The 13,896-nt window shown below is 36.9% G+C and carries 15 protein-coding genes and 1 tRNA gene; 3 read left to right on the forward strand and 13 right to left on the reverse strand.

What is annotated here, in order from left to right:
- Positions 1-101: 101 nt before the first annotated feature.
- A complete protein-coding gene (locus JM79_RS12615) occupies positions 102-299 on the forward strand; it encodes a Lacal_2735 family protein (protein ID WP_141878489.1) in 198 nt (65 codons plus the stop codon).
- Here the strand turns inward: JM79_RS12615 and JM79_RS12620 are convergent.
- The 8 genes from JM79_RS12620 to JM79_RS12655 all read right to left on the reverse strand — a co-directional run bounded on the left by JM79_RS12620 (position 280) and on the right by JM79_RS12655 (position 10,343).
- Complete coding sequence (locus JM79_RS12620; RefSeq protein WP_141878490.1) at positions 280-1,053, reverse strand: helical backbone metal receptor; 774 nt, start codon at positions 1,051-1,053, stop codon at positions 280-282. The genes JM79_RS12615 and JM79_RS12620 overlap by 20 nt on opposite strands.
- 4 nt (positions 1,054-1,057) lie before the next feature.
- Entirely contained in the window at positions 1,058-1,876 is an 819-nt protein-coding gene (gene pyrF / locus JM79_RS12625; protein ID WP_141878491.1) for an orotidine-5'-phosphate decarboxylase, read from the reverse strand.
- A gap of 17 nt (positions 1,877-1,893) precedes the next feature.
- Positions 1,894-2,970, reverse strand: a complete 1,077-nt coding sequence (gene prfA / locus JM79_RS12630) for a peptide chain release factor 1 (RefSeq protein WP_141878492.1) — start codon at positions 2,968-2,970, stop codon at positions 1,894-1,896.
- A gap of 62 nt (positions 2,971-3,032) precedes the next feature.
- A complete protein-coding gene (locus tag JM79_RS12635; protein ID WP_141878493.1) occupies positions 3,033-3,731 on the reverse strand; it encodes a lysoplasmalogenase family protein in 699 nt (232 codons plus the stop codon).
- Positions 3,732-4,663: 932 nt separating this feature from the next.
- Entirely contained in the window at positions 4,664-5,650 is a 987-nt protein-coding gene (locus JM79_RS12640) for a DUF2156 domain-containing protein (RefSeq protein WP_141878494.1), read from the reverse strand.
- Between the two features lie 21 nt (positions 5,651-5,671).
- On the reverse strand, positions 5,672-6,850 hold the full coding sequence (locus tag JM79_RS12645; RefSeq protein WP_141878495.1) for an AIR synthase related protein: 1,179 nt from the start codon (positions 6,848-6,850) through the stop codon (positions 5,672-5,674).
- Between the two features lie 120 nt (positions 6,851-6,970).
- Positions 6,971-9,157 (reverse strand): glutamine synthetase III, encoded by a 2,187-nt coding sequence (locus JM79_RS12650; RefSeq protein WP_141878496.1) that lies wholly within the window; start codon positions 9,155-9,157, stop codon positions 6,971-6,973.
- A gap of 241 nt (positions 9,158-9,398) precedes the next feature.
- Entirely contained in the window at positions 9,399-10,343 is a 945-nt protein-coding gene (locus JM79_RS12655; protein ID WP_141878497.1) for a calcium/sodium antiporter, read from the reverse strand.
- 155 nt (positions 10,344-10,498) lie between these two features.
- On the opposite strand from JM79_RS12655, the gene JM79_RS16260 reads away from it, so the two are divergent.
- Complete coding sequence (locus JM79_RS16260) at positions 10,499-10,651, forward strand: SsrA-binding protein (protein ID WP_141878498.1); 153 nt, start codon at positions 10,499-10,501, stop codon at positions 10,649-10,651.
- Here JM79_RS16260 and JM79_RS12665 read toward each other — a convergent pair.
- Complete coding sequence (locus tag JM79_RS12665) at positions 10,648-11,160, reverse strand: adenine phosphoribosyltransferase (protein ID WP_141878499.1); 513 nt, start codon at positions 11,158-11,160, stop codon at positions 10,648-10,650. The two genes, JM79_RS16260 and JM79_RS12665, sit on opposite strands and share 4 nt — an antisense overlap.
- 10 nt (positions 11,161-11,170) lie before the next feature.
- Positions 11,171-11,824: a DUF2461 domain-containing protein gene (locus JM79_RS12670; protein ID WP_141878500.1), complete on the reverse strand. Its 654-nt coding sequence runs from the start codon at positions 11,822-11,824 to the stop codon at positions 11,171-11,173.
- 189 nt (positions 11,825-12,013) lie between these two features.
- Here JM79_RS12670 and JM79_RS12675 point away from each other — a divergent pair, with 189 nt between their 5' ends.
- Positions 12,014-12,361, forward strand: a complete 348-nt coding sequence (locus tag JM79_RS12675) for a hypothetical protein (RefSeq protein ID WP_141878501.1) — start codon at positions 12,014-12,016, stop codon at positions 12,359-12,361.
- Between the two features lie 98 nt (positions 12,362-12,459).
- Here JM79_RS12675 and JM79_RS12680 read toward each other — a convergent pair.
- The 3 genes from JM79_RS12680 to JM79_RS12690 all read right to left on the reverse strand — a co-directional run bounded on the left by JM79_RS12680 (position 12,460) and on the right by JM79_RS12690 (position 13,876).
- Positions 12,460-12,533 (reverse strand) — tRNA-Arg (locus JM79_RS12680).
- 134 nt (positions 12,534-12,667) lie between these two features.
- Positions 12,668-13,501, reverse strand: a complete 834-nt coding sequence (locus tag JM79_RS12685; protein WP_141878502.1) for a M57 family metalloprotease — start codon at positions 13,499-13,501, stop codon at positions 12,668-12,670.
- 99 nt (positions 13,502-13,600) lie between these two features.
- The gene (locus tag JM79_RS12690; RefSeq protein ID WP_141878503.1) at positions 13,601-13,876 is read right to left on the reverse strand and encodes an ATP-dependent Clp protease adaptor ClpS; all 276 of its coding nucleotides are present in this window, start codon (positions 13,874-13,876) and stop codon (positions 13,601-13,603) included.
- Positions 13,877-13,896: the final 20 nt, after the last annotated feature.

The raw sequence follows: 13,896 nt of genomic DNA on the forward strand, positions 1-13,896 counted from the left end.
TAAATTAAGCTTAACTCAACATTATTAATGTATAGGCTTTGTTAATCTTAGCTTTGTACCGTAGATAGATGATGATGAAGTGGAAAGAAATTAAGTATTATATGTTTAGAATTTTCGAAAATAAATCAAAGGAAGAACGGCTTTGTGAGAAGTATAGTAGATTAATGCAACGTGCTTACAAGATTGCTCTTATAGATAAAGAACAAAGTGATAAACTGAATTTTAGAGCCAAAAAGATTCTGGCTGAGCTTCGAAGAATGGATTGCTCCATGGTAGAAACTAGGAGTGAAACTGCCTGAAATACTTTAAGGCTTTCAAAACCCGGCTTCCATACCAGCTAAAATATTCACCGTCCACAAGTGTAACCTTCTCTGAAATTCCTGAGAAGGTTTTTTTATGTTTTTCTTCAAATGGAAACGGTTCAGAACTTAGAAGAATTTCGTTTATCTCCATAGTCTTCAAAGTATCAAGATCTGTTTCAGGGTATCTATCCGCTTCGAAAACATTTACCATCTTATTAAGTGCAAGCATTTCATTGATAAAAGTTCCCTGCCCTGCTACCATCGACGGGTCATTCCAGATAATATAAGCTACTCTTCTAGTTTTCGAGTTGGAAACAATTTGCACCAGCTCCTGTCGGGAACGTTCAATATTCTGAATTAAGGTTTCAGCTTCCTTGCTTCTATCGAATAGCTCCCCATACATTTTTATAAGTTCGGCGTTGTCATTCAGATTGGCAACATCAGAGCAATGAACAGGTGCAATCTCCGTAACAGCAGTTACCATTTCGCGAGTATTCTCTTCCTTGTTGCAAAGTATGATATCCGGTTTTAAATCTCTGACCTTCCTTAAATTCACTTTTTTAGTTCCGCCCAAGCTGGTTTTCTTATCTCTGAGTCCTTCAGGATGCACACAAAAATGGGTGACTCCCACTATAGAATCTTCTAAACCAAGATCCACAAGTAATTCGGTTTGACTTGGAACCAGCGAAATTATTCTCTTCGGAATTGAGGTGAGTTCAAAAGATCGTTGAAGTTGATCCTGAAACTGCATATTTCTAAAGTTTTGCTAGTTCATCCTTCATCTGGATCTGGATAGCTTCAGCTTTAGCACCAGCAATTTCAGCAAAATTTGAAGAATCTGATGCATAAATAATCTTACGGGAAGAATTTACAAGAAGACCTACATTAGAGGTGATTCCGTATTTACAAACTTCCTCCAGACTACCTCCCTGGGCACCAACACCTGGTACCAGCAAAAAGTTTTCAGGAATAATTTTTCTTATTTCAGCAAGATATTCCGCTTTTGTAGCACCCACCACGTACATCAAATTTTCAGAATTATCCCAGTCTAAAGATGTTTTGATGACCTTTTTATAAAGTTCTTCACCATCTACCTGCTGGGTCTGGAAGTCATAAGCTCCCTCGTTAGAAGTAAGCGCAAGTAAAATGGTATGCTTATTTTCAAATTCCAGGAATGGTTCGACGCTATCTTTACCCATATAAGGTGCGACAGTTATAGAATCGAATCCAAGATCTTCAAAAAAGGCTTTGGCGTACATTCTGGAAGTATTTCCTATATCTCCACGCTTAGCATCAGCGATAGTATAAAGCTCTGGATATTCAGTATGCAGGTATTCGATCGTCTTTTTAAGACTTTTCCATCCACTGGCACCCAATGCTTCATAAAATGCAATATTAGGTTTATAAGCCACGCAAGATTGATGCGTAGCGTCAATTATGGCTTTATTAAAACTAAAAACAGGGTCTTTTTCTGAAAGCAGGTAGGTTGGAATCTTGTCGATATCGGTATCCAGTCCTACGCACAAAAACGTTTGCTTTTTGAAAATTTGCTCAGTAAGCTCCTGTGAAGTCATATTTAATTAATTCAGATTTAAAGAATATCAGAATTCTCTTTTAGCTTTTCGGTATTTTCTGCCAGTTGCAATTCATCAACTATCTTTTGAATATCACCGTTAATGATATTAGACAGATCATACAGGGTCAGATTGATACGGTGATCTGTAACCCTACTTTGTGCGTAATTATAGGTACGAATCTTAGCACTACGGTCACCACTGGAAACCATTGAGTTTCTTTTGGCAGCATCGGCTTCCATTTTCTTAGCAAGTTCCTGCTCATATAATCTGGAACGTAAAACACGGAAAGCTTTTTCCTTATTCTTATGTTGCGATTTTTGATCCTGACATTGAGCTACTAAACCAGTAGGCTCGTGAGTTAAACGTACTGCTGAGTATGTAGTGTTTACTGACTGTCCACCAGGTCCTGAAGAACAGAAATAATCAATTCTTACATCTTTTGGGTCTATCTGAACATCAAATTCTTCAGCTTCCGGCAGCACCATAACGGTTGCGGCAGAAGTATGTACTCTACCCTGAGTTTCAGTTTGAGGAACTCGTTGTACACGATGCACTCCGGCTTCAAATTTCATGGTACCATACACGTCTTCTCCTGAAACTTCAAAGATCATTTCTTTAAATCCTCCACTGGTACCTTCACTATAATCCACGATATTATGCTTCCAGCCCCTACTTTCAACATATTTAGTGTACATACGATATAGATCTCCGGCGAAAATACTGGCTTCATCTCCCCCCGTACCTCCACGAATCTCTACGACCACGTTCTTAGAATCTTCCGGATCTTTTGGTATAAGCATCATTCTTATCTTATCCTCCAGCGCAGGAAGTTGATTTTTGGCTTCCTCCATTTGAAGTTTCGCCATCTCTGTCATTTCAGCATCGCTACCATCAGAGATAATCTCTTCAGCTTCCGAAATATTTTCAGTAAGACTTACATACTTCTCACGTTCATCCATCAACGCACGAAGATCCTTATATTCTTTATTCAATTCGATATACCGCTTCTGGTCTGATATTACATCCGGCTGAATGATTAAATCATTCACCTCATCAAACCTCTGCTTTACGATATTAAGTCTTTCAATCATATATTCCTGCTGAATTTAGGCTAGCAAATTTACGATAATTTGGTTGAAATCATATAAAAGCTTTAAAGCCTTTCCATTTCAAATACTGGCTTATGATTTCTACTGAAAGTTGCAAATTTCACCAGCGAAACAATGCCAATAATATAGAAAAATCTATCGGGATAGTAAAATTCATAGAACTCCAGGTAATAAGCTATAAATGACATTATATCTGAAAAAACGAGGCTTAAAGCTCCGGCAGTGAAAAAAAACGAAGTAGTATCCGAATAAATATTGCTATAGGATATCGCAGCAAGAACTAAGGTAATCATAGCACTTCCATAGATATAAAATAGGAAATTCAAATAAGGATAGTCATATTTCTCTGGAACCATATCTACCAGCACGTATAGCATTCCAATATTCAAGGTGAAGACAACAGCGAAAACAATTTTCTGAACAACACTCATTTTGAGGCTTTTGATTTCAGGGAAAATCACAAAAACTAAAGTGGTATATGCGGCGATACGTAAAAGAAAGGTCACTGAATTAATGATTGTATTTTCATAATTCAGCAATAAAACATCTGAAATTAAAAGTAAAAAGATACTGGCGATAAGTACTTTTTCAGATCTCAGTTTCCAAATTAAAATTAGAAAAACAATGAAGGTGCTAATTAATCGACCCCACCTAATCATTTCGAGGTCATACTCTGAAATCATGATCATGTTTGCCAGCACTAAAAAACCGGCTACAACTGGAAGAAAATATTTCGGAAACATTTCAGGTTAATTTAGAAAGTACTTACGAATCTTGAGGAATTCTGGATTTCAATTGGTGGTTGTCAATTAAGTTTTCACAATCTTGATTTAGCATTAATTGATTTTTGAGTAAATACTATGAGTGACGCAATTCCTATAATATTAGCTATTTTATCGACATAATAAAAAACTTTAAAATCTAAATAATAGGCATTATAAAAAGTTATGTCTGAAAGTACAAAACAGAAAGAAACTAATACGATGAGAAAACCCTTTGTATTAGCGTAACGATTTAAGTATGATATACAGGTTGCAACCAGCGCAAGAGAAGTCAAGCCCAAAAGGTAAAACAAAATAGTAAAAATGTAGTCTTCAGAATAGTTAGGTATATACACCGCCATGTCATGCAAAAGATAAACATCTATCCCAATAACAAAACCTACTATCAATAAAGTAATCAGATTTAGCTTTAATCTCGATAAATAAGGGAACAAAAAAGAAATTATCGAGAGATAAATTATAATGCGAATTGTGTAAATAATTTTCTTAACTAGTGGGTCCTCATAATTTATGATAAGTCCATCGCATAAAGTTAGCAGCGCTAAAATAAAGAGCATTCTTTTCTCGGTTCTATACCTTATCAAAAAAAACACGAAAAATGAAGCGGTTGAGAACAACTGAAAGTATCTGGCAGTAAATTGATCCAGATAATAGAAAGCGCAAACATTTGATGCGATCAATGCTAAGACAAAAACACTAAACCAAACTCTCATAAGTAATTTTTAATAGTAATCTATCTTAGATAATCAAACATTCGTAGCGTATTATGCGTTTTAGTTCTTTCAGTTTATAAATGTCAAAAACTCGTTCCAATCTATTCTTCAGAACTAACAGAAAAACCATATAAAAATTATGGAAAGGGAATTATTAACTATTTTAAAACCTATAAGCTGCTATATAACATTTGAAGCTCTAAAAATAGCTAATAATTTGATTAGAGGCAATTTCGAATTGTGGCTTAAAAACATCGAATTTTCTTCGCCATCTTCCTGAAGTCTTTTAGGGTCAAAAAATCTAGACTTAGCATGTTCAATACCCGAATAATTGTAAAGTTGTGGACTATAATTTCTTATCAATTTAAGTAATCGAAGAAACGGTTTGGATTCGAAGGATTCACTGTAACCACTAATATGTAATGGAGAAAGACCGAGGTTAATAAATTGTTTACCTTCTATTCTGAAGCGATTAATAGCTTCAGCCATTATAGCGTAAAAAGCGCCCTGTCTAAAGCTTTCACTTGCCCTGGATATATTCGGAATATAACCAATGCATTTGGCGTCCACATATATTGGATCAAAAACTATAAATGCAATTAGTTTATCGTTCTGATAGGCGCAAAATTTCCTTGTTTTATTTTCATAATAAGGAAATTTTCTAACCAAAAAACTTATTTCTCTAGACTTCACGGTTCTGGTTGATAGCCAATCAGTGCTTACTTCCTCAAAATTATCTTCATACGGATTCTCACGTATTACAATATCTCTTTTTAAAGCTTGATTACAAGCTGTTCGAATTGTCTGTTTACGTTTACCACAAAGAGACCAGGTTTGCAGACTTATCAATCTTTCTGTTCCAATCCGAGTTCCAAAGAAACCAAAGTTTGTATGCAAAAATTTAGCAAAGTACTTTGAGGTTTGAACAAATGCGGAATCAGGAAATTCTGAAATAAAACAATTTAAGAATTCAATTCGGTCAGATTCCAACGACGAGGAAAAGATGGGATCGCCTAATACTAATGTCTGACCAAATTTTAAAGCATACGTGATGAGCCCAGATTCATGAGAGAAATATTTTAAATCAGGTTGCAAAATCGAAAAATGCAATGAATTCCCTTCACTATGTGGTTTAATGTAATCTTCGAATATAAGAGTAGAATTCATTAGAATAGAGTAATCTAAACTTTAATACTCAAAAGTACCATACTCACTTTTAATTGTAAGCTTTTTACTTTTAGCTGCTTCTACTCTTCCCACTACCTGTGCATCTACATTAAAAGATCTTGAAATTTCGATCACCTTATTTGCATGAGCCTCATCGATATAAATTTCCATACGATGTCCCATATTAAAAACCTGATACATCTCTTTCCAGTCAGTTTTACTTTCCTCCTGAATTAGTTTGAAAAGTGGTGGAGTAGGAAACATGTTATCTTTTATAATATGCAAATCATCAATAAAATGTAGGATCTTTGTTTGGGCACCTCCACTACAGTGAACCATTCCGTTAACATTCTCAGCTCCAATATCAGAAAGCAACTTCTGGATAACTGGTGCATAAGTTCTGGTTGGAGAAAGCACAAGCTTCCCAGCATCGATCGGACTATCTTCTAAAACATCGGTCAGTGTTTTGTTTCCTGAATAGATGAGCTCTTCAGGAATAGAACTATCAAAGCTTTCAGGATATTTTTCGGCCAGGACTTTAGAGAAAACATCATGGCGCGCAGAAGTTAGACCATTACTTCCCATCCCACCATTATATTCAGTTTCGTAGCTAGCCTGCCCTGAAGATGAAAGTCCTACGATTAGATTTCCAGGTTTGATATTCGCATTATCGATCACTTTATTCCGTGGCATTCTGGCAGTTACAGTAGAATCAACGATAATCGTTCTCACCAGATCTCCAACATCTGCCGTCTCTCCACCAGTAGAATGTATTTCTACTCCGAATTTTCTTAATTCTGAAATTAATTCTTCTGTACCGTTAATGATGGCTGAAATTACTTCGCCCGGAATCAAATTTTTATTCCGACCAATAGTCGAAGAAAGCAAAATGTTACTGGTTGCTCCCACACATAAAAGATCGTCAATGTTCATAATTAAAGCATCCTGGGCAATCCCTTTCCAAACCGAAAGGTCTCCGGTTTCTTTCCAGTACATATAAGCAAGAGAAGATTTAGTTCCGGCACCATCGGCATGCATAATCAAACAATGTTCTTCACTTCCTGTTAAATGATCTGGCACGATCTTGCAAAAAGCCTTCGGAAAAAGTCCTTTATCAACATTCTTGATAGCATTGTGAACATCCTCTTTTCCAGCAGATACGCCTCTGCCTGAATACCTTTTGCTAATTTCTTTACTCATGAATATAACTTAGAACTCTCAAAGATAATTAGTTTCAGGCTTCTGGGAAATTATACGACCTATTTAAACAAAAAAACCACGCTAAATGCGTGGTTTTTCTTTTTCTAAAATCTTCAGAAATTATCTTGTGAAAAGTAGTTCTCTGTATTTAGCTAATGGCCAGATCTCATCATCTACCAATAACTCTAATTTATCACAGTGATATCTAATTTCTTCGAAGAAAGGTTTCACATCATCACAGTAAGCAAATGCTTTTTCTTCAGCATCTTCTAATTTGTTTGCAATTTTTCTTGCTTCAATCATCGCATTCACATTAGAATTGATACTGGCGATATGAGAAGAAATGCTTTCTATAATTTCCAGTTGCTCTTTAGCATGTCTTGCGAAATCATCGGCATAGATATCCTTTAATCCACGTACATTCTTAATCAAGATATTCTGATATCTGATCGACGTTGGAATGATATGATTTCTGGCGATATCTCCAAGGATACGTCCTTCAATCTGAATTCTCATCGCATACTCTTCAAGCTCAATCTCATGTCTTGCTTCGATCTCAGTTTCATTCATTACCCCAAGTTCCTTATAAAGGGCAATTGTTTTCTTACTTACCTGAGCTTTTAAAGCTAAAGGTGTAGTTCTGTTATTGCTAAGACCACGCTTTTCTGCTTCTTTCTCCCATGGTTCACCATATCCATCACCTTCAAATCTAATTTTCTTAGATTTTTTGATATACTCTCTAAGAACATTAAAGACGGCATCGTCTTTCTTCATTTTCTTGTCCTTGATAAGTTTATCAACCGCAACTTTAAATTCTTTAAGCTGTTTAGCCACGATACTGTTCAGTACGGTCATCGCACCAGCACAATTCGCTAGTGAACCAACTGCTCTAAATTCGAATTTATTCCCTGTAAAGGCAAACGGTGAAGTTCTATTCCTGTCTGTATTATCAAGAAGAATTTCAGGAATCTTCCCAACTACATTCAGTTTAAGATCTGTTTTCTCCTGAGGCGAAAGCTTACCATCAGTCACTTTTTCAAGTTCATCAAGAACTTTAGTCAGCTGACTTCCAATAAATACTGATATGATTGCTGGAGGCGCCTCATTTGCACCAAGACGGTGATCATTGGAAGCACTTGCGATTGCAGCTCTTAATAATTCCTCATTATCATAAACAGCTTTGATAGTGTTTACAAAGAATGTAAGGAACTGAAGGTTCTTCATTGGCGTAGAACCTGGAGATAATAAGTTTACTCCTGTATCTGTCGCTAGGGACCAGTTATTATGTTTACCACTACCATTAATTCCGGCAAATGGTTTTTCGTGCATTAATACGCTAAAGTTATGTCTTTCACCAACTCTCTTCATCACATCCATAATCAATGAATTATGATCTACAGAAAGATTGGCTTCTTCAAAAACTGGAGCAAGCTCAAATTGGTTTGGTGCTACCTCGTTATGACGGGTCTTAACCGGAATACCAAGCTTCATACACTCGATCTCAAGATCCATCATATAAGCGATCGCTCTTGAAGGTATAGAACCAAAATAGTGATCATCCAATTGCTGACCTTTTGCCGGAGAATGTCCTAATAATGTTCTTCCGGTTAGAGTTATATCAGGTCTGGAGGCTGTAAGTGCAGAATCGATCAGGAAATACTCCTGTTCCCATCCTAAAGTTGCATTTACTTTCTTAACGTTCTTATCAAAATATTTTGCAACGTCTGTTGCTGCATTATCAACTGCCTGCAAAGCTCTAAGAAGTGGTGTTTTGTTATCAAGTGCCTCCCCTGTATAAGCAACAAATACTGTTGGAATACATAATGTAGTTCCCCAGATAAAAGCTGGAGAAGTAGGATCCCATGCAGTATAACCTCTTGCTTCAAAAGTATTTCTAATTCCACCATTCGGGAAACTTGATGCATCTGGTTCCTGTTGAACAAGCTGTCCTCCGCCAAATTTTTCGATTGCCGATCCATCACCCATAGGCTCAAAGAAAGAATCATGTTTCTCTGCAGTTGCTCCTGTAAGAGGCTGGAACCAGTGAGTATAATGAGTAACTCCTTTAGAGATCGCCCATTCCTTCATTCCGGTAGAAATATGATCGGCTACATTACGATCTATTTTCTTCCCGGTGTTCATAGCTTCCACGACATTCGTGTATGCTTCTTTGGTTAGGAACTGTCTCATTACAGTTTCATTGAAAACATTCTTACCGAAAATTTCAGACCTTCTACGAGGTTCCTTGATCTTCACCGGCTTCCTGTTCAATGTTTCTTTTAAAGCTTGGAATCTTAAAGTTGACATGCTGAAATATTAATTGTGTTGGTTTATAAAAGATTGAACTATCAGATCATCAGATAATTCAGTAGTTATCGATTGAAGTTGCGAATATAAGAGATATGCAACGAAAAAAGAGTGCAGATTTCGTAAAAAATGCACCCTATTTAAGATAACCCCCTATTTTTTTAGGGTAGTTTCTAAATTTTAACCATTCATTAATATTAAGCACCCCTACTTCCGAAGGGATTTAAGAAGAAATTAAGACTTATAGAATCGTGATCAGGATAAATGTAGCATAAGCGGCAATAAGACCAAATCCCTCTTTTCTTCCCATTTCTGAAGGCTTCGGAATTAATAATAGTGGCAATAAGGCAAAGGCGATTGCCAGCATCCAGATCATATCGTTGGACAGAATTTCTGAAGATTGCACGACTACAGGTTTGATTAAAGCGGTTAAACCTAAAACTGAAGCGATATTGAAAATATTGGAGCCGATTAAATTCCCTAGAGAAATTGCTTTCTCCTTTTTCATTGCTGCGATAAGAGAAGCCGCCAGTTCTGGAACACTGGTTCCAACAGCGATAATAGTCACAGATACCACTCGTTCGCTAATCCCTAACTGAGTTGCTAAATCTACTGCGCCCATTACAAGTAATTCTGATCCTCCCCATAAGGCAAGAATCCCGATTAAGAGCCAGATTCCTAATTTGATACTTCGAACATCCTGTAGTGAAAGATCCACCTCATCTGCAACGACTTTATCTTTTCTTCTTGACCTCTTAATTAGTAGAAACATGTACCCTACAAGTCCAAGCAAGAGAATTCCGCCTTCTATACGTGATAATACATCTCCACTTTGAAGAAAGAAATAGAGTACTATGGAGAATAACATCATAACTGGCCAGTTGATCCTATAGAAATCACGATCTACCATTAAAGGAGAAACCATCGCCGTTAACCCCAGAACCAAACCGATATTAGCGATATTAGAACCAATTACGTTACCTAAAGAAATATCTGAAAATCCATCAATGGCGGCCTGCAGACTCACTAAAAGCTCCGGAGCTGAAGTAGCAAAGGAAACCACCGTAAGACCAACAACCATCCTGGAAATACTGAGTTTTAGTGAAATTGCCACAGAACTTCGAACTAAAAACTCTCCTCCTATTACCAAAAGGACAAAGCCAACAAGTAGAAATACAACGCTCATAGATGATATTTTTTGCGAAGATAGAGGAATTCAAAGAATTGCAATTACTTCTTTAAGTCTAAGAATACACTGCATTAAATGACCAATTTTCAGGCAAATAAGTTATTTCACTGAAATTGAATAATTTGTACCTTTCAGGAATATCTCACGTACAAATGAAAAAATCAATTTTCAAGACGCTTGCTAAGTTCAATAAGAAATTTTTACCCAGTTACTCCAAGCAGGAATTGGACTTACAAAAAGCTTCAAAAGCCCAGATGGCTATTATCGGATGGCGACTATGGGTTACTAAAAACTCGCTGGACTAATAATGTATAAGTGACTCTACCTCATATTTTGAAATCCGGTCTCTGCCTTTAAGAAAATCCAGTTCTATCAAAAAATTACATTGCACAATATTGCCTTTGCATTTTTCCACAAGATTGCAGGTGGCTAAAGCCGTTCCTCCGGTTGCCAGAACATCATCATGAATTAGCACATTTTCGCCTTCCTGGATCGCATCCTGATGAATTTCAAGACTATCACTTCCATACTCCAGGTCGTATTCCTGTTTGAATGTTTTAGCAGGCAGTTTACCCGGCTTTCTAACCGGAACGAACCCGGCATTGAGTTCCTGTGCCAGCAGACTGGCAAAAAAGAATCCTCTTGACTCCATTCCTACCACCTTATCTATTCTTACGTCTGGAAGCTTGGCTACAAACTTTGCAACAACTTCTTTCATAGCCTTATGATCCAGCAAGAGCGGACTAATATCTTTATATCCTATTCCATCCTTCGGAAAGTTCTCGATCTCGCGTATATAATTCTTCAATTCCATATTTTATAGATCAAACTGTGATTGCTTTATTCAAATAATTTCGGAAAGGCAGCATCTCCCTATAGATCTCTACCAGTTTTTCCTGAAAATCCTTCTTCAGAATTTGTTTTTGAGTGAGGTCAACCTGAACAGCAAAAGTCTTATTCCGCAGCAGCTCGATATGTTGATGATCCTTACTAAAGCCTTTGGGTGCGGTCTTCAGTTTTTCATCGTCTATGAGTCCGCCGAAAGTTTCTACAAATGATTTCTTTTCGATGATATCTTTAAACTCAGCGCCATTATAGTCGATAGCTGAACGTATGCTATCAAGTATGGACTTTTTGGGACGGTAGAATCCACCGGCCACAAAGCTACCATTGATCCCTATATGAATATAAAAATCTCCTTTTTCAGGCTTGTCATCCAGACCTGCGCCAAAATGATCTTTGTAAATTGGCTTATTAGGGTGAAACATCAGGTTATTATTGATCCTGTTGATGGCTTTCTTACCTTCGGTAGGTGCATAATCTTCATCAACATTAGCCAGTTTTATATCCAGCTCATTCAACCATAAGATATAAGAGTCACGAATATGATGATATTCTTTACGATGCTCGTCCATCCACTCTTTCGAATTATTCTTATTAAGTTCCCGTAGAAAAGAGAACAATCTTTTGAAATCCATGTACAATGTTTGAATTGTAAAGATCGCAGAAAACAGCGTGATTGCAATAGATGATTAGCATTCTTAGTGATAATTAAATATTTATGAATCTGAATTCCAGCTGATTGCGTTCAAATAAAATTCAATAACGTTAATAGACAGGAAAGCAATATTTTATATTTATAGGACCAACCTGTAAAATATCTTACTATGCTCTTCAAGAAACTGGGAGATGATATCTTCGCGCCCGCACCCAAGGCAATGGCATTAATAGATGCTAAAGAACCTAAATTCAATTACTATCTTTCTTCAAGAATTAGAGGACCATTAATTGATCTGGACATTACCACCAAAATCTTTCATAATAATGAAATGTTTGTGCGCAAATCTAGTTACCGGGTTAAGCTGGGACAGATCGAAAAATGCGTAAAACAGAACCTTATAGAGCACATGCTTTTATTAGGACTTCCCCAAGCTGAAATTCCAGATAGCCTGAAATCTGATGGTTTTAAGGCTGACGTCATTAAAAATATAAATCGGAGAATTTATAGTGATTAATTATAATTCCCCCTGGTAAGAAGCTCTGTTGAAAAACCGAGCTTTTTTATTTCAGATAAGACATAAAAAAAACTGCAACCTAAGTTGCAGTTTTTTTGTGACCTCGCCAGGATTCAAACCTGGAACCTCTTGAGCCGTAATCAAGTGCGCTATTCAGTTGCGCCACGAGGCCTTTTAAATAGTGCTCTACTGTTTTGTAAAGCGGGTGCAAATATAATTGCTTTTTATAAAACTAAAAAGCCTTTTCAGAATAAAAATAAAAAAAGGCGGGTGAACCGCCTTTTCTTAGTGCCCAATGTTTGGTTTTTAGTATAAGTAGTTTAGGGCAACGGTATCATAATATCCAAATTCGCCGTCTTCATTGCCACCAAAGCAGGCCAGCATAATAGAATTCGAATCAAAGCCGGTTGGTGTTCCTGGGATATGGACTGCACCATCTGCTCCTGCAGATTCTCCGCTTTGTCCACAACTTTGTCGACTATACCAATCTGTATGTCTTAAGCCTACAGCATGTCCAATCTCGTGAGTCATCACGTGTTCGTTCGTGTTCGTGTCGTAGTTCTGCATACCTGAGAAGATCTGCACAAATTTATATGGGTTACCATTCCTAGGAAATCCTGCAACTCCGCCCGCCTGACCATTGTTGGTCTGGTAAACTACGATATCGTAAGGCTGATAGTTAGTTCCAAAAGTAAGTGTAAAGGTAATTCCAAGATCCAGTGCATTGTAATTGCCAATAGCATATTGCAGAGCTGTTCTCTGCTTACTGGAGAGAGCCTGACTTCCTCCGGTATACCCAATTACATTCACAGTTCGAGGTGAACTCACCAGGTTATTGGTTCGATACTGCTTGTCAGTAATAGATGCCGAGGACATGCTAAATAATTGATCTTTCGTCATAGCAATATCACCTTCGATAAGGTAATTTTCGATAGAACTTCCATCAGGAAGCATCATCATTTGTTTTTCAACATGTTTTGAATTGAAATTGAGATCAGAAATTCTTTTGAGAACCTCTTTCGAAATCTGACCTTCTTGAACTTTAGCTGTTTCTGGAGAAATTTCTGAAACATCCTCTTTTTCACAGGAAGCAAAGAACAATACTCCCAGAGATAGGGTAAGAAGTGTAATTTTTTTCATAAGTAAGTTTAGGTTAAGGGGGCACTTATGAAGGCAAACTACTTTAAACTGTAAATATTTACTAATAATTTATGTTAAATGTAGGAATTTTCTGTAGCACTATACGATCTCAGCACTCAATCCTGCATCTAGCAATTTTGAGCATCGTGGCTCCAATTCATCATAGGGTCCGGTTTTTACAGTACATTTTCCTTTATAATGAACCAGAATACTACATTGTTCTGCCTGTTCGGGAGTATGCTCACAAGCATAAATCAATGTTTCGATCACATGATCAAAAGTGTTATAATCATCATTAAATAAGACAATCTCATTTTCACGCTGTTTTTGCGTTTTCAGGTCAACCTGTTCTAAAACTTCCTCTTTCGTACTCATCTTCAACTTATTACAATTTC

It is taken from the genome of Gramella sp. Hel_I_59 (genome assembly GCF_006714895.1).
Lineage (GTDB): Bacteria > Bacteroidota > Bacteroidia > Flavobacteriales > Flavobacteriaceae > Christiangramia.

Bases quoted from the DNA above. Each gene is read 5' to 3' on its own strand.
- JM79_RS12615 (WP_141878489.1), top strand. From the start codon at position 102: ATGTTTAGAATTTTCGAAAATAAATCAAAGGAAGAACGGCTTTGTGAG.
- JM79_RS12620 (WP_141878490.1), bottom strand. From the start codon at position 1,053: ATGCAGTTTCAGGATCAACTTCAACGATCTTTTGAACTCACCTCAATT.
- pyrF (WP_141878491.1), bottom strand. From the start codon at position 1,876: ATGACTTCACAGGAGCTTACTGAGCAAATTTTCAAAAAGCAAACGTTT.
- prfA (WP_141878492.1), bottom strand. From the start codon at position 2,970: ATGATTGAAAGACTTAATATCGTAAAGCAGAGGTTTGATGAGGTGAAT.
- JM79_RS12635 (WP_141878493.1), bottom strand. From the start codon at position 3,731: ATGTTTCCGAAATATTTTCTTCCAGTTGTAGCCGGTTTTTTAGTGCTG.
- JM79_RS12640 (WP_141878494.1), bottom strand. From the start codon at position 5,650: ATGAATTCTACTCTTATATTCGAAGATTACATTAAACCACATAGTGAA.
- JM79_RS12645 (WP_141878495.1), bottom strand. From the start codon at position 6,850: ATGAGTAAAGAAATTAGCAAAAGGTATTCAGGCAGAGGCGTATCTGCT.
- JM79_RS12650 (WP_141878496.1), bottom strand. From the start codon at position 9,157: ATGTCAACTTTAAGATTCCAAGCTTTAAAAGAAACATTGAACAGGAAG.
- JM79_RS12655 (WP_141878497.1), bottom strand. From the start codon at position 10,343: ATGAGCGTTGTATTTCTACTTGTTGGCTTTGTCCTTTTGGTAATAGGA.
- JM79_RS16260 (WP_141878498.1), top strand. From the start codon at position 10,499: ATGAAAAAATCAATTTTCAAGACGCTTGCTAAGTTCAATAAGAAATTT.
- JM79_RS12665 (WP_141878499.1), bottom strand. From the start codon at position 11,160: ATGGAATTGAAGAATTATATACGCGAGATCGAGAACTTTCCGAAGGAT.
- JM79_RS12670 (WP_141878500.1), bottom strand. From the start codon at position 11,824: ATGGATTTCAAAAGATTGTTCTCTTTTCTACGGGAACTTAATAAGAAT.
- JM79_RS12675 (WP_141878501.1), top strand. From the start codon at position 12,014: ATGCTCTTCAAGAAACTGGGAGATGATATCTTCGCGCCCGCACCCAAG.
- JM79_RS12685 (WP_141878502.1), bottom strand. From the start codon at position 13,501: ATGAAAAAAATTACACTTCTTACCCTATCTCTGGGAGTATTGTTCTTT.
- JM79_RS12690 (WP_141878503.1), bottom strand. From the start codon at position 13,876: ATGAGTACGAAAGAGGAAGTTTTAGAACAGGTTGACCTGAAAACGCAA.